The following is a 21250-nucleotide window of genomic DNA, read 5'->3' as shown; positions in this document are numbered from 1 at the left end:
CCGCCGCTCTCTACAATAGGGAGCAGGCGGAATGTGATGACGGAAAACCGGCAGGATCCCGACGAACTGCTCGCAAAGATCCGACGCGAGGAAGACCGCGCCAGGCGCGGCCGGCTGAAGATTTTTTTTGGCGCATCGGCCGGCGTCGGCAAGACCTACGCGATGCTGTTCGCGGCGCACGAGTTGCGTGCCCAGTCGGTGGACGTCGTGGCCGGCATCGTGGAAACCCACGGCCGCAAGGACACCGCGGCGCTGCTCGATGGACTCGAAGTATTGCCTTCTCGATTTGTCGAATACCGCGGCACCCGGCTCGCGGAATTCGATCTCGACGGCGCGCTCGCGCGCCATCCTGCGGTCATCCTGGTGGACGAACTCGCGCACAACAACGCCGCCGGCTCGCGTCATCCGAAGCGCTGTCAGGATGTCGAGGAACTGCTGTCGGCCGGCATCAACGTCTACACCACGGTCAACGTTCAGCATCTGGAAAGCCTGAACGATGTGATCGGCGGCATCACCGGCATCAAGGTCTGGGAAACCGTACCGGATCAGATATTCGACCGCGCCGACGAAGTCACGCTGGTGGATCTGCCGCCCGATGAACTGCTGCAGCGGCTGCAGCAGGGCAAGGTCTACATGCCGGCCCAGGCCGAACGCGCCATCCGCAATTTCTTCCGCAAAGGAAATCTGATCGCATTGCGCGAACTCGCGCTGCGACGCACCGCCGATCGCGTAGACGACCAGATGCTCGCCTACCGCCATGACGAGGCGATCCGCACCGTCTGGCACACGCGCGAATCGCTGCTTGCCTGCGTCGGACCCGAACCGGGCGCGGAGAAACTGGTGCGCAGCACCGCGCGGCTCGCGAAGCAGCTCGAAGTCGAATGGCATGCCGTGTACGTCGAGACGCCGCGGCTGCAGCGGTTGCCGGAGGCGCAGCGCGAACGCATCCTGCGTGTGCTCAAGCTGGCGCAGGAACTGGGCGCGCAAACGGCGACGATTCCCGGCCAGTCCCCGGCCGCGGAAATTGTCGCGTACGCCCGCCGCCACAATCTCGCGCGCGTGGTGATCGGCCGCAGCCGCCCGCTGCCCTTCGCCAGGACCTTCTCCGACCGGATCGCCGCGCTGGGCTCCGACCTCGAAGTGGTCCAGGTCGGTCTCGGCGAGGGTGCCGCGCCGCGTCCTGCCGGGTCCGCCGCCGACGAGGACGGCGGCGCGGCGCGCTCCGGTCTGTACGCAGGCTACGCGTGGTCCGCTGCAGCCTGCGTGCTCGCCACGCTGGCTGCGCTGCCGTTGCAGCCGTATCTGGATCTCGCCAACATCGTGATGCTGTTCCTGCTGGCCGTGGTGTTGGTCGCTGTGCGCTTCGGTCGCGGCCCGGCTGTCCTGGCGGCATTTCTCAGCGTCGGCGCGTTCGATTTTTTCTTCGTGCCGCCGCGTTTCAGCATGGCCGTCTCCGACGCGCAATACCTGATCGTGTTCGGCGTGATGCTGGCGGTGGCGCTGATCATTGGACACCTGACGTCCGGACTGCGTTATCAGGCGCGCGTGGCCGGTCACCGCGAGACGCGTGCTCGCGCGCTCTACGAACTCTCGCGGGAATTGTCCGGCGTGCTGATGCAGGAACAAGTCCTGCAGATCAGCGACCGGCACATCGAGGCAATCTTCCATGCCAAGGCCGTGATCCTGCTGCCGGACGAGCACGACCACTTGCGCGAGCCGGCGGCCGGCGAAGCTGCGGAATCCCCGGTCATAGATCTGGCGATTGCCCAGTGGGTGTACGACAACGGCAAGCCGGCCGGCTTCGCTACCGACACCCTGCCCGGCACCCGCATCCACTATGCGCCGTTGCCCGCGCCGATGCGCACGCGCGGTGTTCTTGCGCTGGAGCCGGCGATGGCAAGGTTGCTGCTCATCCCGGAACAGCGGCGCCTGCTGGAGACGTTCGCCGCGCTGATCGCAATCGCGCTGGAGCGCGTGCATTACGTACTGGTCGCGCAGGACGCCCTGGTCAAAATCGAATCGGAACGGCTGCGCAATTCGATCCTGAGCGCACTGTCGCACGACTTGCGCACGCCTCTGACCGCGCTGCTAGGTCTGGCCGAATCGCTGACGCTGACGCGTCCCGGACTCTCGGGCAACCAGCTCGAAATCGCCAGCGCGATCCGCGATGAGGCCGTGAGAATGAACGCCCTGGTGAACAACCTGCTCGACATGGCGCGGCTGCAGGCCGGCGAAGTGCGGCTCAATCGCCAGTGGCAGCCGCTGGAGGAAGTGGTGGGCAGCGCGGTGAAAGCGCGTGAACATCTGCTTGCCTCTCATGCGATACGCATCGATCTGCCGGAAGATCTGCCTCTGGTGGAATTCGACGCGGTGCTGATCGAGCGCGTGCTGTGCAACTTGCTCGAAAACGCCGCCAAATACACGCTGGCGCAGAGCGAAATCCGCATCGAGGCAAGATCACAGGGCGCCGAACTGCATATCAGCGTGGCGGACAACGGACCCGGCCTGGCGCCCGGCAGCGAGGAAACGATATTCGAGAAGTTCGCGCGCGGCCCGCGCGAATCCGCGACTCCGGGCGTCGGCCTGGGTCTGACCATCAGCCGCGCCATTGTCGAGGCCCATCGTGGCAGGATCTGGGCGGAAAATATTCCCGCCGGCGGCGCGCGTTTCGTGGTTGCGCTGCCGCTGGGCACGCCGCCGGAAATGTCGCGCCCGCCGGAAGAACAGCCGGTTTCCCCGTCGCCCGCTGAGACGACATGACGGAGCCCGCGCCGGTCGTCGTCATGGTCGAGGACGAAAAGCAGATCCGGCGCTTCGTGCGCACCGCGCTGGAATCGGAGGGCATCCGCATGTTCGAAGCCGAAACCGGACGCCAGGGTCTGACCGAGGCCGCCACCCGCAAGCCGGATCTGGTGATCCTCGATCTCGGACTGCCGGATTTCGATGGCGTGGACTTCATCCGCGAACTGCGCACCTGGTCCGCGTTGCCGGTCATCGTGCTGTCGGCACGCACCGACGAAGTGGACAAAATCGAGGCGCTGGACGCCGGGGCCGACGACTATCTCACCAAGCCCTTCGGAGTTGGCGAGCTGCTGGCGCGGGTGCGCGCCTCATTGCGGCGCCGCGCGACGGGCGCGAAAGGTGAAGCCATGGTGACATTCGGCGCCGTTCGCGTGGATCTCGCCAATCGCAGCGTGGTCCGGGCCGGCACGCAGATCCATCTCACCCCGATCGAATTCCGGCTGCTGTCGGTGCTTGCGAGCAACGCGGGCAAGGTCACCACGCATCGCCAGTTGCTGCGGGAAGTATGGGGACCCTCACATGTGGAACATTCGCATTACTTGCGCATCTACATGGCGCAACTGCGCCACAAGCTGGAAGACGATCCCGCGCGGCCGCGCCATCTGCTGACCGAAACCGGCGTCGGCTACCGGCTGGCCGGCGAGTGACCTGGTTTTTGCGTTCGATCATTCACGGCTGCTAATCCCCTCAGGCATGTCAAAAGCAGCATCCCAAACGCCGAAAATTTCATTAGATCGTTATCCTGAAGGTCTTTAGTATCAGGCCGCTTACGCTCCCGCGTTCCACGGGCATTCGGCTCCGAAAGGGCAGGGTGGTGCGGACATCGCTGGCGACCGTAGCAAAACAATCCATAGCAAAACAATATCGACTAGAGGAGACATTTCGTGAAGAAACTACTATCCGTGATTGCGGGCCTGGCCCTCGGGCTGGCTGTCGTCCTGCCGCAGGCACAAGCCGCGGACAAAGGCACCATCGGCATCTCGATGCCGACCAAGTCCTCGGCGCGCTGGATTTCCGACGGCGCCAGCATGGTCAAGTACTTCAAGGAAAAAGGTTACGCTCCCGACCTGCAATACGCCGAAGACGACATCCCCAACCAGCTGGCGCAGATCGAGAACATGATCACCAAGGGATCAAAGGTCCTGGTGATCGCCGCGATTGACGGAACCACGCTGTCGGGTGCGCTGCAGAAAGCGGCCGACGCTGGAATCAAGGTCATTGCCTACGACCGGCTGATCCGCGGCTCGAAGAACGTGGACTACTACACCACTTTCGACAACTTCCAGGTCGGCGTGCTGCAGGCGGGCTCGATCGTCGACGCGCTGGGCCTCAAGAGCGGCAAAGGTCCGTTCAACATTGAATTGTTCGGCGGTTCGCCGGACGACAACAATGCCTTCTTCTTCTACGATGGCGCGATGTCGGTTCTCAAGCCCTATATCGACTCGGGCAAGCTCGTGGTGCGCAGCAAGCAGATGGGGATGGACAAGGTCGGCACGCTACGCTGGGACGGCGCCGTTGCGCAGGCGCGCATGGACAACCTGCTGTCGGCTTTCTACGGCAAGGAGAAAGTGCACGCGGTGCTGTCGCCTTACGACGGACTGTCGATCGGCATCCTGTCGTCGCTCAAGGGCGTGGGCTATTGCACCGCGCAGCAGCCGTGTCCCGTGGTCAGCGGCCAGGACGCCGAGGTCCCCTCGGTGAAGTCGATGCTGCGTGGCGAACAGTACTCGACCGTATTCAAGGATACGCGCGAACTCGCCAAGGTGACGGTGGCGCTGGTCGACGACGTGCTCGCCGGCAAGAAGCCGCAGATCAACGACACCAAGACTTATAACAACGGCATCAAGGTGGTGCCCTCGTATCTGCTCAAACCGGTGGCGGTGGACAAGAGCAACTGGAAGCAGATCCTGATTGGCAGCGGCTACTACACCGAAGCGCAGGTAAAGTAACGGCGTTCTTCAGGACTATCCGGCCGGCGCCGTGGGGCGCCGGCCGGCTTGGTATTGTCCGGGACTACAATCGCAGCCGATCATGTCCGAAACGATCCTCGAGATGCGCGGCATCGGCAAGACGTTTCCCGGCGTCCATGCGCTGGCCAACGTCAATCTGGTCGTGAACAGCGGCGAGATCCATGGCGTGGTCGGCGAAAACGGCGCCGGCAAGTCGACGCTGATGAAGGTATTGTCCGGGGTCTACCCGTATCCCGAGTACAGCGGCCGGATCATCTTCCAGGGCCGGGAACGGCGCTTCAAGGGCATCCACGACAGCGAAAAGCTCGGCATCATCATCATTCACCAGGAACTCGCGCTGGTGCCGCTGCTGTCGATAGCGGAGAACATCTTCCTCGGCAACGAGCCGGCGCATTTCGGCGTCATCGACTGGAGCCGGGCTTTCACGCGTACGCGCGAGTTGCTGGCCAAGGTAGGCCTCGACGAGTCGCCCGCAACGCGCGTCACCGACCTCGGCGTGGGCAAGCAGCAGCTTGTCGAGATCGCCAAGGCGCTGTCAAAGGAAGTCAAGCTGCTGATCCTGGACGAGCCCACGGCGAGCCTGAACGAGACCGACTCGGACGCGCTGCTTGAACTGCTGCGGGAGCTGAAGTCGCACGGCATCAGCTGCATCCTGATTTCGCACAAGCTCAATGAAGTGGCGAGGGTGGCGGACTCGATCACCGTGTTGCGCGACGGCTCGACCATCGAGACCATCGACTGCCGGCAGGGCTCGGCGAGCGAGAGCCGCATGATCCGCGCGATGGTGGGCCGCGAGATGGATGAGCGCTTTCCGCCGCGCACGCCGAAAATCGGCGCGGTCGTTTTCGAGGTCGAGGACTGGCGTGCGCACCACCCGATCCACCGGGAGCGCGAGGTCATCAAGGGCGTGTCGCTGGCAGTGCGGCGCGGCGAAATCCTGGGCATCGCGGGCCTGATGGGCGCCGGACGAACCGAGTTTGCGATGAGCCTGTTCGGCGGCGCCTGGGGCCGCGGCATCAGCGGCCGCGTGCGTTTGCATGGCCGCGAGATCGACGTCAGTTCAGTGGCGCGCGCGGTCGAAGCGGGCCTGGCCTATGTCACCGAAGATCGCAAGGCGCTGGGTCTGGTTCTCGGCGGAGAGGTACGGCGCAACGTGACGCTGGCCAACCTGGCGGCCGTAGCCACCGCCGGGGTGATCGACGACGGCCGCGAGTACGCCGTGGCCGGAGACTACCGCGATCGGCTGCGCATCCGCTGCGCCAGCGTTTTCCAGCCGGTGGTCAATCTCTCGGGTGGCAACCAGCAGAAAGTCGTGTTAAGCAAGTGGCTGTTCGCCGACCCTGAGGTGCTGATCCTGGACGAACCCACGCGCGGCATCGACGTCGGCGCCAAGTACGAAATCTACACGCTGATCAACGCCCTCGCGGACGAAGGCAAGTGCATTATCATGATCTCATCGGAGATGCCCGAGCTGCTGGGCATGTGCGATCGCATCGCCGTGATGAACAACGGCCGCTTCGTCGCCGAGTTCGACCGCGGCGACGCGACGCAGGAGAAGATCATGCAGGCCATCGTCCGGGATCAACTCAACTGACGCATCGAGACGCCATGCAAACCGAAGCCGCCGCCGCGCCGGACGCAACGCCAGAATCGAAACACGACTCCGCCGCCCCGGGGACCGGGTGGCTGCGCGGCCACCTGCGCGAGTACGGCCTGCTCCTGTCGCTGGTCGCGATCATGGTGTTCTTCCAGGTCATGACCGACGGCACCTTGATGCAGCCGCTGAACCTGACCAACCTGGTGCTGCAGAACAGCTACATCGTCATCATGGCGCTGGGCATGCTGCTGGTGATCGTCGCCGGATATATCGACCTGTCGGTGGGCTCGGTCAGCGGCTTCATCGGCGCGCTGGCGGCCGTGCTGATGGTGAGCTGGGGATGGCACTATGTGCCGGCCACACTCGTCTGCCTGGCGGCGGGGGCGCTCATCGGCGCTGCGCAGGGCGTATGGGTGGCGTACTTCCGTATCCCGTCGTTCATCGTCACGCTCGCGGGCATGCTGGTGTTCAAGGGCCTCGCGCTCGCCCTGCTGCAGGGGCAGTCGGTCGGGCCGTTCCCGGAGACGTTCCAGCGCCTGAGCTCGGGCTTCATCGCCGACCCGCTGGCCGGCGAGAACCTGCGCCTGACCTCGCTGCTGTTGGGCATCGTCGCCGCGCTGGCGATGGTGATACTCAAGGTGCGAGGCCGCGCGGCGCAGGCCAGGCACGGCATGCAGACCGAGCCACTGATGGTCTTCGCGCTCACGCAACTGGCGTTCGCCGCGGGAATCGTCTACTTCGCGTGGGCGCTGTCGTCGTACAAGGGTCTGCCCAATGTGCTGGTCGTGATGGTGGTGCTGATAGTCGGCTACGACTTCATCACGCGGCGTTCGACCGTCGGGCGGCGCATCTATGCGCTCGGCGGCAACGAGAAGGCGGCGCGATTGTCCGGCATCAACACCGAGCGATTGTCGTTCTACACCTTCGTCAACATGGGTGTCCTCGCCGCGCTGGCCGGCCTGGTCTTCGCCGCCCGCCTGAACACCGCTACGCCCAAGGCGGGACTCGGCTTCGAGCTGGATGTCATCGCCGCCTGTTTCATCGGCGGCGCTTCAGCCTCCGGCGGCGTCGGCAAGGTCCTCGGCGCGGTGATCGGTGCATTCGTCATGGGCGTCATGAACAACGGCATGTCGATTCTCGGTGTGGGCATCGACTACCAGCAGGTCATCAAGGGACTGGTGTTGCTGGCAGCCGTCGTCATCGACGTCTACAACAAGAACAAGTGACCGGGAGGCGCCGCCGCAAGTACGTTCGTCTGCAGCGACGAACTACAGCGTTGCGAACTGATAGATCGTGGTCTGGCGATACTTCGCACCCGGCATCAGGATGGTCGAGGGGAAGTGCGGCTGGTTCGGCGAATCCGGAAAATGCTGGGCTTCGAGACAGAAGCCCGATCGGCGGCCGTATGCCTTGCGATTCTTGCCGACGATGCTGCCGTCCAGGAAATTTCCGGAGTAGAACTGCAGCCCCGGCTCGGTCGTCAGCACCCTGAGCGCCCGTCCGCTTTTCCTTTCGTAGACTTCCGCCGCAACGCCCAGCCGGCCCGCTTGCCCGGCGAGAATGAAATTGTGGTCGTAGCCTCCCGCCCGCTTCAACTGCTCGTCGTCATCTGCGATGCGCGCGCCGATCCGTCCCTGTGTCCTGAAATCGAAGGGCGTACCGCCGACAGGACGCAACTCGCCGGTGGGAATCAGGCCGGCATCGACCGGTGTAAAGCGATCCGCGTACAGCTTCAGTTCGTGATCGAGAATGTCCGGACCGCTGCCCAGGTTGAAGTAAGTGTGGTTGGTCAGATTGACTGGCGTGGGCTGGTCCGTACTGGCGCGATATTCGATCTTCAGGGCATTGTCGCGGGTGAGCGTATAGGCCACCTCGACTTCCAGGTTGCCCGGATAGCTTTCCTCGCCGTCAACGCTGAGGTAACGCAGTACCAGCGTGACATCGGCCTTGCGTCGCACAGTGCGCGTGCTCCAGAGTTCTTTGTCGAATCCCCGCAAGCCGCCGTGCAAGTGGTTGCCGCCATCATTGGTCGACAGCGTGTAGTTGTGGTTGCCCAGGATGAACCGCCCGCCGGCGATACGGTTGGCGTAGCGGCCGATCACGGCGCCGAAGTAGGGACGATTGCCTATGAAGCCGTCGAGACTGTCGAAACCGAGCACGACGTCGGCAAGGTCGCCATGACGATCCGGAGCGGTGAGCGAAACGACGATGCCGCCGTAGTTTGTGATTTTCACCTCGATGCCGTTGCCGTTGCGAAGCGTGAAGAGATCGGTACGCTCGCCGCTTGCGAGCATGCCGTAGGGCGTCTTGTCGATGCCGGGATCGCGGCGGCCGACTGCCGGCGCGGTGCGAATTGCCATGTTGTTGTGGTCCGGTATTGGAATCGCGCGCATCGGAACTTGTTGCTTTCCGAAATTTCGGGCCGCGACTTGTTGCCGGACCGATCATAGGAGCGCGGATCATGGCCGTCCAATGAAAGATTCGGCCGTTGGGATGCCTAATCCGGTATATGCGCCGGCAGAGCCGGATGGCATTTTCAGTAGAGCTCGGAAGCCGTGGCGCGAAGCGTTTTCAACATGATCTGCGCTGCTGGCGAGAGCAGGCGGTTGCGCCGCGTGATGATTCCGTAAGCGTCCATCTTGAGCGGAAAATCGATCGGCACCCGATCCAGCATGCCATGTTCGCGGTAGTGTTGTACGACTTCATTCGGCACGGCGGCCACCATATCGGCATGTTGAAGCAGGCTGATGGTCACTGGCAATGCGGGCGTGATCACAATGTTCTGCGGGGGAGCGAGCCCGAGGCCGCGAAACACCATGTCGAAACGGTGCCGTATCACTTTCCCGGTCGGCAGGATCCAGCTGAGGTCTGCGAGATCCCTTAACTGCAGCTTTCTTTTTCGCGTAAGCGGATGCCCGCGTCTGGCGGCGACGCATATCGACTCTTCCGCGAGAGGTTCGAAATTGAATGCCGATTTGTCGTGATGCTCGAACAGCCGTGCGACCACGATGTCGAGCTTGCTGTCCGTAAGTTGCGCGAGCAGGGCATCGCTTGAATCCAATTCCACACGTATCTGCAGCAGCGGGTAATGGGATTTCAGCCTGGCGATGGTGAGCGGAAACAAAGCGGTGCCGGCGGGCATGATGCATCCCACTGCCACCTGTCCGCTCAAGCCCGCCTTGAGTGCCGTGATTTCGTCGTACGCAATCCCGAGATTGGCCAGCGTCATCCTGGCATGGCGAATCATGATCTCGCCGTACCAGGTCGGGCGCATGCCGCGCGGCAGCCGGTCGAACAGCGTGACTTCCAGCGCGCTTTCCAATTCCTTCAGGAGTTTGGAGGCCGCGGGTTGCGTCATGCCGAGTTCGTCGGCGGCCTTGTGGATGTTGCCGAGCTCGTCGATGGCCACCAGCAACAGCAGTTGCCGCGGTTTAAGGCGTACCCGGATGAACCAGGCGTCCTGGCGGGACGGCATGCGGTTGCGCCGATCCTGGCGTCAGGCCGGCGACAGCACGCGCAACTCCATGCCGCGCACGTAATCCTTTACCCGTGCGCGATAAGCCTGCATGTGCGGCGCGACCCCGTGAGCCTTGAGCGCGGCGACGGTTTCCCATTTTTCGATGACCACCACGCGATCCGCGCCGACTTTGAACTGGATCGGGATGTCGGTTACGGCGTCGATCGCCGGGCCGTATTCGATGCAGCCGGCTTCCGCCAGCACATCGGGGATGACCTTGCGAAACTCGGCGAGAAATTTGTCACGTGTTCCGGGCGCGAGTTCGACGGTGGCGATGACGTGGATCATATGGCGTTCCTGTCTGGTTGAAAGAAAAGTAACAAGGCGGATCAATAGCCCAGCGTAACGACGATCAGACCGAGCGTGAGCAGCGCGATGCCGATCAATTCACGGCGCGCCAGATGTTCGCGGAACACGCGCCGCGACACGACGTAGCTGAACAGCAATTCAGTCAGGCCGAGCGTGCGCACGTGCGCGACCGGCTCGATCGCCATGGCGGTGAACCAGCCCGCCGACGCCGCCGCGCCCATGAATCCCGCGAACAGCGACGCGCGCCATGCCCGCAACACGCGCATCGCGACATCCCGGTGGCGCAATAACAGCCAGCCGCCGAGCAACAGCGTCTGCACGAACTGCGCGACCAGCAATGTGCAGGCCGCGGCCATCAGGAAAGGCGTGCCCTGCAATGCGAGCGCGGCGCCGCGAAATCCCACCGCCGACAGTGCGAAGCCGGTGCCCGACGCGAGCCCGAGCAGTGCGAGGCGCGACGTCCAACCGGTCAGCAACGCGCGCAGCGGATGTTCGCGGTCGGCGGGCGCCAGCATCAGCACGCCGGCCGTTCCCAGCGCGATGGCGAATGCCACGATCATGTTGATCCTGTCGCCGAGAAAAACGAAGCCGAAGACGGCGACCTGGATGATCTCGCTCTTGGAGTAGGCCACGCCGAGCGTGAAATTGCGCTCGGCCATGACGCGCAGCAACAGCGCCGTAGCGGCGATCTGGCTGACTGCACCCAGCAGCACCCAGCCCAGGAAGGACAGATTGCCGGCGGGCAAGTCGTATTGGCCGACCGTGTGCACGGCGAGCAGCCAAAGCGCGGCGAACGGCAGGCCGTACAGGAAGCGGACCAATGTCGCGCCAAGGGTCCCCAGTTCGCCCGTCAACTGGCGCTGGGCGGCGTTGCGCAACGTCTGCGCAAAGGCCGCCCACAGGGTGACCGGGATCCACAACCAGCCGGGGTAGGCCAAGTCCGGCGCGTCAGCCGCGGCCGACGAACGGCATCTTGGTGGCCATGATGGTGAGGAACTGGATGTTGGTGTCCAGCGGCTGCTTCGCCATGTAGAGCACGGCTTCGCCGACGCGGTTCACGTCGATCGTCGGCTCGACCTTGATTTCGCCGTTGGCCTGCGGCACACCCTTGGTCATTTTCGCCGCCATTTCGGTCAGCGCGTTGCCGATGTCGATCTGCGAGCAGGCGATGTCGTACTTGCGTCCGTCGAGGGATGCGGATTTTGTCAGCCCGGTCACGCCGTGCTTGGTCGAGGTGTAAGGAGCCGAGTTCGGGCGCGGCGCGTGCGCCGAAATCGAACCGTTGTTGATGATGCGACCGCCGCGCGGATTCTGGTCCTTCATGATCCGGAATGCTTCCTGGATGCACAGGAACATGCCGGTCAGGTTGATGTCGACCACGTTCTTCCACTGCTCGAAGGTCAGTTCCTCGAGCGGGACACCCGGCGCGTTGACGCCGGCGTTGTTGAACAGCACGTCGACCCGGCCGAAAGAAGATTTCGCTTTCGCGAACAGCGCTTTCACCGATTGGGGGTCGCTCACGTCAGTCTGCACCGCCAGAGCCCGCGATCCAGCGCCGGATTCCTTTACCGCCTGTTCCAGCACGTCGTTGCGGCGGCCCGCCAGCGCCACGCTGTATCCCGCTTTCAGAAGCGCCAGCGCTGCCGCCTTGCCTATGCCGCTGCCGGCACCGGTAACGATCGCGACCTTGTTTTGTATGGCCATTGCCCGATCTCCTCGAATTGTTCTGATAAGTGCCGACGGGCTGCGAACCACCTGCCGGGAGGGAAGATGATACCGCACGGTACCCGCCGGGTCGTGTGCGCCGCTTCGGACCGGGGCTCGGACTGCAGGGAAAACTTTCCGGGAACTAGGCTGCGAAGGAGCGTCCGCCCGCCTGGCTTTTTTCGCGGCTGGCGATCTTGGCCTGGTACATGGCCTGGTCGGCTTTCTTGATGAGCGACTGCGCGTCCATGCCGTGCACCGGATAAAGCGCGAGACCGACGCTGGCGCTGATCATGATCTGCTCGCCGCCGACAGGGAAGGGTTTGGCCAGCGATGCGGCGATCGAAGCGCCCACGCGATCGGCGTGGTCCGTCGAGCGCAGGATATCGAGCACGACCACAAATTCGTCGCCACCTATGCGCGCCACCGTATCCGAACTGCGCACGCATTCCTTCAGACGCATGGCGATCGACTTGAGTACCTCATCGCCGATTGCGTGTCCGTACGAGTCGTTGATGGGCTTGAATCGATCCAGGTCCACCAGCAGGATCGCGACCATCGATAAATTGCGCCGCGCTCGCTCGATGGCTTGCGCAATGCGGTCATCCATCAGCGCGCGATTGGCGAGCCCCGTAAGGTTGTCGTGATAGGCGAGCTGGTGCAACGCCTGCTGGCTTTCCTGCAGGCGCGCATTGGAGTCGGCAAGTTCGCGCGTGCGCGCGGAGACGCGCCCTTCAAGCTCCTGCTCAGTGCGCTGCATCGTCTGGACGACTTCTTGGTGCGCGCCCAGGGCCTCCGCCTGCGCCTTTTCTTTTTCCCTGCGCATGTCGTTGATGCGATTGGCGAGCGCCGAGGACAACAGCAGCATTTCCAGTGCCGAGCCAATCTGCATAGCGTAGGAGGTCAGGTCGGTGGTGGGCAGCCAGCCGAAGTTGCGCAATCCGGTCACCGCCACGCCCAGCAGCAGCAGCGTCCATGCCACCAGAAAATAAGTCGCACCGGGACAGCGGCGCTTCCAGCACAGCACGCCGGCCGCGACCGCAATGGCCGAGAAAGTAATGCCGCCCAATGACACCATGACCGCCGCGAAACGATAGGGCAACACGAACGGCGCGACAGCGCAGATCGCGAACAGAACCACCCAGATCAGGATGATCCGGTCCAGTCCGGGCGCGATGCGCCGCGTTTCCAGGAAACTGCGGGTGAACATGGCGCCGAAAAAACCGGTGGCGGCCATCCCGGCGGGGAAGACGGCGTTTCCCCACACCGGCAAGTCCGGCCACAGAAACTGATTGGCCAAGCCGTTCAGCGAAGCCTGGCCGACGGCCATCGACAGCGCGAATGCCACGTATTCGATATAGCGGCGGTCGCGGATACTGAAATACAGCAACAGGTTGTAGGCCGCCAGCGCAATCAGCGCGCCGTAATACAAGGCCAGCAGCGTGTAGGTGCGTTGGTCGCTGCGGTGCAATTCCTCCGGTGTCCACAACGTTACCGGAAGCGTCAGGTTGCCGTCCGATACCACCCGGGTGTAGATGGTCTGCGTCTGTCCCGATGCGAACGACAGCGGAAATACCAGGTTGCGATGCTGGAACGGGCGCGCACCGAAACGCTGATGATCCCCCGCTTCGCTGCGGACATAGGCCCCGGATTCATCCGGCGCAAACACTTCAACGCTGTCCAGCGAAGGGTAAGCGATCTCCAGCAGCCATTTTCTCGGGGCATCCTGCGCGGGCAGGACCGAGAAACGCAGCCAGTAGGCGGAAGAGGAATAGCCGAGATTCAGGTCGGTTGCGACCTCCAGCTTGTGGAAGCGCGATGATGCCTCGGGGGAGGCCGCGTCTTCGCGCGTCAGCTTGCGGGACGGATCCTCGAGGACCTCCAGCTTGCCCGCCAGCGGAAGCTGCTGCTGACCGGAGCCGATGGCTATCGCAGCCTGGACTGGTATCGCCAGGACACTCGAGAGCAGAACGGCGACCAGAAGGTGGCAGGGCATGGGGTTTGGAACCCGAATATTGTTTGCGACGCGACCCGGCGCAATTCTAAGCGGATATTGGCCGTTCGTGGCAAGTCGAACTTGTCGGCCAAATGCCGTTAAACTTTGCAGCCATGAAAATTCGAGTGCTTTTACCCGGTCTTTGCCGGGGGACCTTGCTGTTGATGATTTCCCTGCACCTGGCCGGGATGCCCGCGCTGGCGGACGATGCGAAGGGCCAGGCCGTTGCCCGGCTGGCGGCGAGCCACGACCCCGAAATTCCGATCGCGATCGGCTGCGTGGTCATCAAACAGGCCGGACTGAAGGCGATCCGCGCGATGCTCGCCGACCGCGGGCTCGCCCGGGGGCTGGGTCCGGACTGGAATCCGGCGGCGCCCGAGTGGCAGGCCGCGGAAGGACAACTCGCGGAACTTGTCGACGATTTGATCGCCGTCAGGCTCGAAGACCCGGCCTGGTTTCGTGAAGGATTGGGCGGCGCGGCCGCCGACGTCCTGAACGCCGAAGAGGCGGACGAGATCGCCACGCACTTTGCTACCGAAGGCGGCGGCTAACAACGTGTCGTGGTCGAGCTGCTGCTGATCGGCGAAACCATGCTCGCCAACTACACCTTCACCGACCGGCTCGACTACCGCATCAAGGGGGCGGAACGCGAGATCGCGCATCTGCAGGAGGTCTGGTGGGCGCGCGAGCCGTTCCGGGTGCGGGACTTTACGCGCTATCCGGATGTGATCCGCTTCGCTGGGGAGGATCCGGGCATCAAGTACACCAAGATGCTGGCCATCCAGGGCATCGAGGTCATCACCCAGCGCATCGACCGTACCGCCGCCGAAGCCGTGCAAGCAGTGCAGGCGGGCGATGTCGAACCGTATGTCGAAGCCTACCGCCGGCGAAAACCGGAGTCCAGATAAGGAGCCGCTGAGTTGTGCGGTTACTGACCCGCCGGCGTACTCGATGTTTGCCTGCCGGCGGATCTCGCGGCGAGTTTCTGCGTGTAAACTGCGCCCTGCGTTTTTATCGGGAGCAACACCATGCCGGTCATGCCATTCCACCTCGCGTTTCCCGTCACCAGCCTGGACAAGGCGCGCGCTTTTTACGGCGGATTGCTCGGCTGTCCGGAGGGGCGGTCATCCCCGGAGTGGGTCGATTTCGATTTCCACGGCCACCAGATCGTTGCGCATCTTTCGCCGGATGGCGGCCCTCGGGACACCAACCTGGTCGACGGCGACAATGTACCGGTGCGTCACTTCGGACTGGTGCTGCCGATGAATGCCTGGCAGAAACTCGCCGACAGGCTCAAAGCGGCCGGCATCGAGTTCATCATCGAGCCGCACATCCGCTTCAAGGGTCAGGCTGGCGAACAGGCGACGATGTTTTTCCTCGATCCCTGCGGCAACGCGATCGAGTTCAAGTCGTTCGAAAATCCGGCCATGCTGTTCGCGAAATGACATTTGCGAGGCCAGCACTTTTTATTTAGGCGGATTCGCAACCTTACATCGTCTCCCGCATCGGTTGTTTCCCTGGCGCAGGAATGCACCGTACCTGTGCATCTATCCGACGCCTTGTGCGCCGGTGGTGCATACTCCCACCCCGGATTGCCGGGGGTGATTCCGGCTCTTCGCCGCAAACCCGCCGCCGGCGCGGACTTCGCCTTGGTCGGCAATCTTCAAAAGTCCACGCACCGCATCGACGCGTGCGCACGCTTTTTGCGGCTGTCGATGCGATACAGGGCGATTCCATCCATGGAGAAAAGATGCAAGCCGGCGTCACGAAAATAGGGGCAGCAGTCGCGATCGCAGAGGAACGGTCCGCGCCAGCCAAGGAAACGCTGAAGAGGGAATTTCTCGACAGCCTGTTCTATATGCAAGGCAAATTCCCCGCGCTCGCCACCCGGCGCGACTACTACATGGCGCTCGCTTACATGGTGCGCGATCAACTGCTGCATCGCTGGGTCAGCACCGCCGAAGCTTACACGCGGCAGCAATCGCGCACCGTCGCCTATCTCTCCGCCGAATTCCTGATGGGCCCCCATCTGGGCAACAATCTCGTCAATCTCGGCATCTACGGACAAGTGGAGCAGGCGGTCGCCGAACTGGGTCTGGACCTCGACGAATTGTTGCAGCAGGAAGAGGAACCCGGGCTGGGCAATGGCGGTCTCGGCCGGCTGGCGGCTTGCTTCCTCGATTCGATGGCCACACTCGAGATTCCGACGATGGGCTACGGCATCCGTTACGAGTTCGGCATTTTCGAGCAGGAAATCGTCGACGGCAGCCAGGTGGAAAAGACCGACAAATGGTTGCGCTTCGGCACGCCGTGGGACATTCCGCGGCCGGAGTGGGCGGTGGAGATCAGGCTCGGCGGACGCACCGAGTCGTACGTCGACGAGCAAGGCCGTTTCCGTTCTCGCTGGCTGCCTTCGCAGACCGTGATCGGCATCCCTTACGACACCCCCATCCTCGGCTATCACACCAACACCGCCAACACGCTGCGGCTGTGGCGCGCCGAAGCGCCCGAATCCTTCGATTTCGCCGTGTTCAACCGCGGCGACTATTACGGCGCCGTCGACCGCAAGATCGTCTCGGAAAACATTACGAAAGTGCTCTATCCGAACGACGAAGCGGTGAAGGGCAAGGAACTGCGGCTCGAACAGCAGTATTTCTTTGTCTCCTGCTCGCTGCAGGACATGCTGCGCATCATGCGCGGACAGAAGATTCCTCTGGAGCGATTTCACGAAAAATTCGCGGTGCAGTTGAACGACACCCATCCGGCGATCGCCGTGGCCGAACTCATGCGCTTGCTGGTGGACGAGAACGGCATGGAATGGAACCAGGCCTGGACGGTGACACGCAAGACCTTTGCGTATACCAACCACACCTTGCTGCCGGAAGCGCTGGAACGCTGGCCGCTCGGATTGTTCGGCAAGCTGCTGCCGCGGCATCTCGAGATCATCTATGAAATCAACGCGCGTTTTCTCGACGAAGCCCGCATCTGTTTCTTCGGCGACGACGCGCGCATTGCGCGCTTGTCCCTCATCGACGAAAGCGGCGAGCGTTATGTGCGCATGGCGAATCTCGCCTGCGTCGGCAGCCATGCGATCAATGGCGTGGCCGATCTGCATTCCGAGCTGCTGAAACAGGACGTACTGGCCGACTTCCATGCGCTGTGGCCGGAAAAGTTCAGCAACAAGACCAACGGCGTCACGCCACGCCGCTGGATGGCGCTGTCCAATCCGAAGCTCGCGCAACTGATCACCGACACGATCGGTGAGAGCTGGGTCAAGGATCTCGGCAGACTCCGGGAACTCGAGCCCCTTGCCGGCGACAGCGGATTCCGCGGGCTGTGGCGCGACATCAAGCACGATAACAAACGCCAGTTCGCCGCATTGGTGCAGGGCAAGACCGGCATCGTGGTCGACCCCGATTCGATGTTCGACGTGCAGGTCAAGCGCATCCACGAATACAAGCGCCAGCACCTGAATGTTCTGAACGTCATCGCGCACTACCTGAGATTGAAGACCGGCCGCGCCGGCGATGGGCCGCCGCGCACGTTCGTCTTCGGCGGAAAGGCGGCGCCGGGCTATTTCATGGCGAAACTGATCATCCGACTGATCAACGCGGTGGGAGACGTGCTGAATCGCGACCCGGCAGTGCGTGACCGCATGCGGGTGGTGTTCCTGCCGAATTTCAATGTCAGCAGCGGCCAGCGTGTCTATCCGGCGGCGGACCTGTCCGAGCAGATCTCGACGGCCGGCAAGGAAGCGTCCGGCACCGGCAACATGAAGTTCCAGATGAACGGGGCGCTCACCGTCGGTACGCTGGATGGCGCCAATATCGAGATCCGCCAGGAAGTGGGCGCGGAAAACTTTTTTCTGTTCGGCTTGACTGCGCCGGAGGTCGCGCAGTTGTGGGCCGGCGGTTACCGTCCGTCGGAGCGCTACGAGGCCGATGCCGAATTGCGCGAAGTCATCGACCTGATTCGCACGGGATTCTTCTCGCGCGGCGACGCGGAGCTGTTTCGTCCGCTGGTCGACAATCTGCTGCTGCACGATCCCTACCTCGTGCTCGCAGACTTCCGCTCGTATGTCGACTGCCAGCACGAGGCGGGGCTCGCCTATGCCGACCGCGAGCGCTGGTCGCACATGTCCATCCTGAACACGGCGCGCTCCGGAAAATTCTCTTCCGACCGCACGATCCGCGAATATTGCGAGCAGATCTGGCACGCCAAACAGGTGCCGATCAAGATGCTCTCGCGCGACGATGTGAAGGGGAAATTCCTGCAGTAGCGGGTTCTACCTTAACAAGGCACTAACCGCAAAGGCGCGAAGGCGCAAAGGAAACGCAAAGAAAAGCAGGGGACACTTAATGAAGTGCGTGGGTTGATCGCTGGTCAGTCCGTCATGGCGACAGAATTGGAAAATGCATAACGGAAGTCGTTCCAAACGCTGTCAAATTTCTGAAGGATGGCAGACCAACTCCCGAAATCCTTCCTTTCGCCTTCCTTTGCGCCTTCGCGCCTTTGCGGTTCACGCCTATCAGCTTTACTGCTTGATCTGGTCGGAAGCGGCGAAGGCTTCGCGCAGAGCCGCGACGCCGAAACCGGGTTTGCGCGCGGCGTCGAGAATGACTTTCTCGCGGCGGGCCATCAGATCGATCGCCGCCGGCAGCTTGTCCAGTACGTCGCGTGGAATGATGATCGCACCGTGCCGGTCGGCGTGCACTATGTCGCCATTGCCTACCGCCAGGCCCAGCACTTCCACCGGCTTGCCGACATCGACGACCTGCACCCAGGCATGACTGGGCGACAGCGTCGCGGCGAAGCACTGGAACTGCGGGTGCATCGCGTCGAGGTCGCGCATCGATCCGTTGGTCAGCGACCCCACGCAACCCAGTCCCCAATGGACATGGGTATTGACTTCTCCCCAGAACGCCCCGAGTCCCGGCTGGCTGTCGATGTCCTGAATTACCGCGATCGTCGGCTGCTCTCCCTGCGCCACATAGTCGTAATAGGCGATCTGGTTTTTTCTGCGCACCGCGGGGTCATACGGCGTGGAGCAGCGGATGGTTGCAGTTCTGGCGAACCCGACGATGGCCGGCAGTTTCGGAAACGCGCACAGGTAGGTTTGCTGCGTAAAACCGCTGGTGGAGCGTTTTCCCTGCGCGATCTCCAGCGCGTTGGCGATGGTAGGGGTGTCGAACCGGCGCAGATGCGCAAAAAGGGAAGGTGTGTCCATTTGGATTGAATTCTCACGAAACGGGCTATTCGGCCTCGCCAGTTTATTACAAACAGTTTGGTTTATAGTGCGGCCAGCGGAATTGCCGCTTGGCACGCGACCGGGCGCCGAGAGATCGACCTCCGGGTCAGTGGCCCGCGGCAGGACCATGTCGACGGTTAACGGTTTTGCCCTCAAGAGTGGAGGCCTCATGCCGCTTCTCAACAATTACCTGGTCGACCAGCTTCTGGTTCCGGTCGTTTTCCTGTTCTTTCTGGTTTCGGGCATTTTCGGCGTCGGCATGGGAATCGGATTGATCGTTTTCCGGGTCCGGGTTTTCCGTCTGTTCGGTCCGATGAATCGCTGGGTCTCGGCGCGGAAGAAGCTCGAGCCGATGGAAGCGCGGCATGAAATCGAACCGTTCGTCTACAAGTACCGGCGCTGGTTCGGCGCCCTCTTCATCATCGGCGGGACATTCTCGATAGTCATGCTGGTGGTGAAGGTAGACGCCGCCGCCGTGGCTTCGGTATTTGGCGCCAGGCGTTTTTCTGTCATCGGACACTGGGGCATTCAAAGCCTTGCAACGTTGCTAATCGTCGGCAGCGTACTGGCGATAGCGATCGGCATCATTCTCGGATTTTTTCCGCGAGCGCTCGGCGCTCTCGAAATGCGCGCAAACCGCTGGTATTCGTCGCGGCAGATCGCCAAAGGCGCCGATAAAATGCACGTGCCGCTCGATCGCTGGTTCGAGTCCTCTCCGCGTACCGCCGGCTGGATCCTTGCGGTCGCGGCATTGATCCTGTCCATCAATTCGGCGATCGTTCTGCTCGGTCACCGCTGATTTCGCTCTAGTATGGCCGGGGCGTCTAATAGGGCTCGGGCGTTCAATAAGATCGTGGCAGGCCGAGCACCTTCTCGGCGATGAAACAGAGAATGAGTTGCGGGCTGACCGGCGCGAGCCGCGGGATCATCGCTTCCCGCAGGTAACGTTCGATGTGGTACTCCTTCGCATAGCCCATGCCGCCGTGCGTCAGCATTGCCTGCTCGCAGGAATGGAAGCAGGCTTCCGCGGCCAGATATTTCGCCCCATTCGATTCCGCCCCGCATGGTTCACCGCGGTCATGCAGCGACGCCGCCTTGAACACCATCAGATTCGCGGCTTCCAGTTCCATCCAGCAGCGCGCCAACGGGTGCTGGATGGCCTGGTTCTGGCCGATCGGCCGATCGAAGACCACGCGCTCCTTCGCATAGGCGACCGCGCGCCGCAGTGCGGCGCGGCCCAGGCCGATCGCTTCGGCTGCGATCAGGATGCGCTCGGGGTTCAGCCCGTGCAGGATGTAATCGAAACCCTTGCCTTCCTCGCCGACGCGATCGTCCGCCGGCACCGGCAGGTCCTCGATGAACAGCAGGTTCGAGTCGACGGCCTTGCGCCCCATCTTGTCGATCTCGCGCGCCTCGACGAAGCGCCGGTCCAGATCGGTATAGAACAGCGACAGGCCGTCGGTCGGCTTCCCGCTGGTTACGGCGGTGCGCGCCAGCACCAGCATCTTGTCCGCGACCTGCGCGGTGGAAATCCAGATTTTCTGTCCGCGCAGAATATAGTGCTCGCCGTCGCGGCGCGCCGTGGTCGCGATCTTCGCGGTATTGAGTCCCGCATTGGGTTCCGTCACGGCGAAGCAGGCTTTCTGCTCGCCTCGGATCAGTGCCGGCAACCAGCGGCTCTTCTGCTGTTCGGTTCCGAACACCACCACGGGATTGAGGCCGAAGATGTTCATGTGCACGGCCGACGCGCCGGAAAAGCCGGCACCCGATTCGCTGATGGCCTGCATCATCAGCGCAGCTTCGGTGATGCCCAGTCCGGCGCCGCCGTACTGCTGCGGCATCGCGACGCCGAGCCAGCCAGCCTCGGCGACCGCACGGTAAAAGTCCTCCGGAAAACCGCCGTTGCGGTCGCGCTCCAGCCAGTACTGCGCGTCAAATTTCCTGCACAGCTTCGCAATTGCGTCTGTGATGGCCAGTTGTTCGGAAGTAAAAGAAAAATCCATCGAGGTGGCGGCTAGTGGACCCTGAACAGGGGCTGCTTCCAATCGAAAGACTCACCACGAAGAAACGAAGAGCACGAAGATTCACGAAGAGAACCTACTATCTG

18 protein-coding genes are annotated in these 21250 nt (G+C 62.8%); 10 read left to right on the top strand and 8 right to left on the bottom strand.

From position 1 onward, the window contains the following. Positions 1-36: 36 nt before the first annotated feature. From kdbD to HY067_08115, 5 genes are all read left to right on the top strand, one after another. A complete protein-coding gene (gene kdbD / locus HY067_08135; protein ID MBI3527924.1) occupies positions 37-2760 on the top strand; it encodes a two-component system sensor histidine kinase KdbD in 2724 nt (907 codons plus the stop codon). Then, positions 2757-3449, top strand: a complete 693-nt coding sequence (kdpE, locus tag HY067_08130) for a two-component system response regulator KdpE (protein ID MBI3527923.1) — start codon at positions 2757-2759, stop codon at positions 3447-3449. The genes kdbD and kdpE overlap by 4 nt, the downstream gene beginning before the upstream one ends. Before the next feature lie 237 nt (positions 3450-3686). After that, a complete protein-coding gene (locus tag HY067_08125; GenBank protein MBI3527922.1) occupies positions 3687-4751 on the top strand; it encodes a sugar-binding protein in 1065 nt (354 codons plus the stop codon). A gap of 82 nt (positions 4752-4833) precedes the next feature. Then, positions 4834-6366, top strand: a complete 1533-nt coding sequence (locus HY067_08120) for an ATP-binding cassette domain-containing protein (protein MBI3527921.1) — start codon at positions 4834-4836, stop codon at positions 6364-6366. Between the two features lie 14 nt (positions 6367-6380). Continuing rightward, entirely contained in the window at positions 6381-7595 is a 1215-nt protein-coding gene (locus tag HY067_08115; protein ID MBI3527920.1) for a sugar ABC transporter permease, read from the top strand. A gap of 42 nt (positions 7596-7637) precedes the next feature. On the opposite strand, the gene HY067_08110 is transcribed toward HY067_08115, so the two are convergent. From HY067_08110 to HY067_08085, 6 genes are all read right to left on the bottom strand, one after another. Then, a complete protein-coding gene (locus tag HY067_08110) occupies positions 7638-8729 on the bottom strand; it encodes a galactose mutarotase (protein MBI3527919.1) in 1092 nt (363 codons plus the stop codon). Positions 8730-8905: 176 nt separating this feature from the next. Next, on the bottom strand, positions 8906-9844 hold the full coding sequence (locus HY067_08105) for a LysR family transcriptional regulator (protein MBI3527918.1): 939 nt from the start codon (positions 9842-9844) through the stop codon (positions 8906-8908). A gap of 21 nt (positions 9845-9865) precedes the next feature. After that, entirely contained in the window at positions 9866-10174 is a 309-nt protein-coding gene (locus HY067_08100; GenBank protein MBI3527917.1) for an antibiotic biosynthesis monooxygenase, read from the bottom strand. Between the two features lie 41 nt (positions 10175-10215). Then, a complete protein-coding gene (locus HY067_08095; GenBank protein MBI3527916.1) occupies positions 10216-11133 on the bottom strand; it encodes a DMT family transporter in 918 nt (305 codons plus the stop codon). A gap of 10 nt (positions 11134-11143) precedes the next feature. Beyond that, positions 11144-11899, bottom strand: a complete 756-nt coding sequence (locus HY067_08090) for an SDR family oxidoreductase (GenBank protein ID MBI3527915.1) — start codon at positions 11897-11899, stop codon at positions 11144-11146. Between the two features lie 145 nt (positions 11900-12044). After that, a complete protein-coding gene (locus HY067_08085; protein ID MBI3527914.1) occupies positions 12045-13895 on the bottom strand; it encodes a diguanylate cyclase in 1851 nt (616 codons plus the stop codon). Between the two features lie 164 nt (positions 13896-14059). On the opposite strand from HY067_08085, the gene HY067_08080 reads away from it, so the two are divergent. The 4 genes from HY067_08080 to HY067_08065 all read left to right on the top strand — a co-directional run bounded on the left by HY067_08080 (position 14060) and on the right by HY067_08065 (position 18174). After that, positions 14060-14446 (top strand): hypothetical protein, encoded by a 387-nt coding sequence (locus tag HY067_08080; GenBank protein ID MBI3527913.1) that lies wholly within the window; start codon positions 14060-14062, stop codon positions 14444-14446. Between the two features lie 9 nt (positions 14447-14455). Then, positions 14456-14803 (top strand): hypothetical protein, encoded by a 348-nt coding sequence (locus HY067_08075; protein ID MBI3527912.1) that lies wholly within the window; start codon positions 14456-14458, stop codon positions 14801-14803. Positions 14804-14923: 120 nt separating this feature from the next. Then, positions 14924-15340 carry a VOC family protein gene (locus tag HY067_08070; protein MBI3527911.1) on the top strand — a complete coding sequence of 139 codons (417 nt, stop codon included), beginning with the start codon at positions 14924-14926 and terminating at the stop codon, positions 15338-15340. A gap of 305 nt (positions 15341-15645) precedes the next feature. Beyond that, positions 15646-18174, top strand: a complete 2529-nt coding sequence (locus HY067_08065; protein MBI3527910.1) for a glycogen/starch/alpha-glucan phosphorylase — start codon at positions 15646-15648, stop codon at positions 18172-18174. A 255-nt stretch (positions 18175-18429) separates the two neighbouring features. Here the strand turns inward: HY067_08065 and HY067_08060 are convergent, their stop codons facing one another. Next, complete coding sequence (locus HY067_08060; GenBank protein ID MBI3527909.1) at positions 18430-19122, bottom strand: RraA family protein; 693 nt, start codon at positions 19120-19122, stop codon at positions 18430-18432. Positions 19123-19312: 190 nt separating this feature from the next. Here HY067_08060 and HY067_08055 point away from each other — a divergent pair, with 190 nt between their 5' ends. Further along, positions 19313-19942 carry a hypothetical protein gene (locus HY067_08055; GenBank protein ID MBI3527908.1) on the top strand — a complete coding sequence of 210 codons (630 nt, stop codon included), beginning with the start codon at positions 19313-19315 and terminating at the stop codon, positions 19940-19942. Positions 19943-19985: 43 nt separating this feature from the next. Here HY067_08055 and HY067_08050 read toward each other — a convergent pair whose 3' ends face one another. Further along, a complete protein-coding gene (locus HY067_08050; GenBank protein MBI3527907.1) occupies positions 19986-21146 on the bottom strand; it encodes an acyl-CoA/acyl-ACP dehydrogenase in 1161 nt (386 codons plus the stop codon). Positions 21147-21250: the final 104 nt, after the last annotated feature.

This window comes from Betaproteobacteria bacterium (assembly GCA_016194905.1).
GTDB lineage: Bacteria > Pseudomonadota > Gammaproteobacteria > Burkholderiales > JACQAP01 > JACQAP01.
This window is presented reverse-complemented; position numbering and strand designations above follow the sequence as displayed.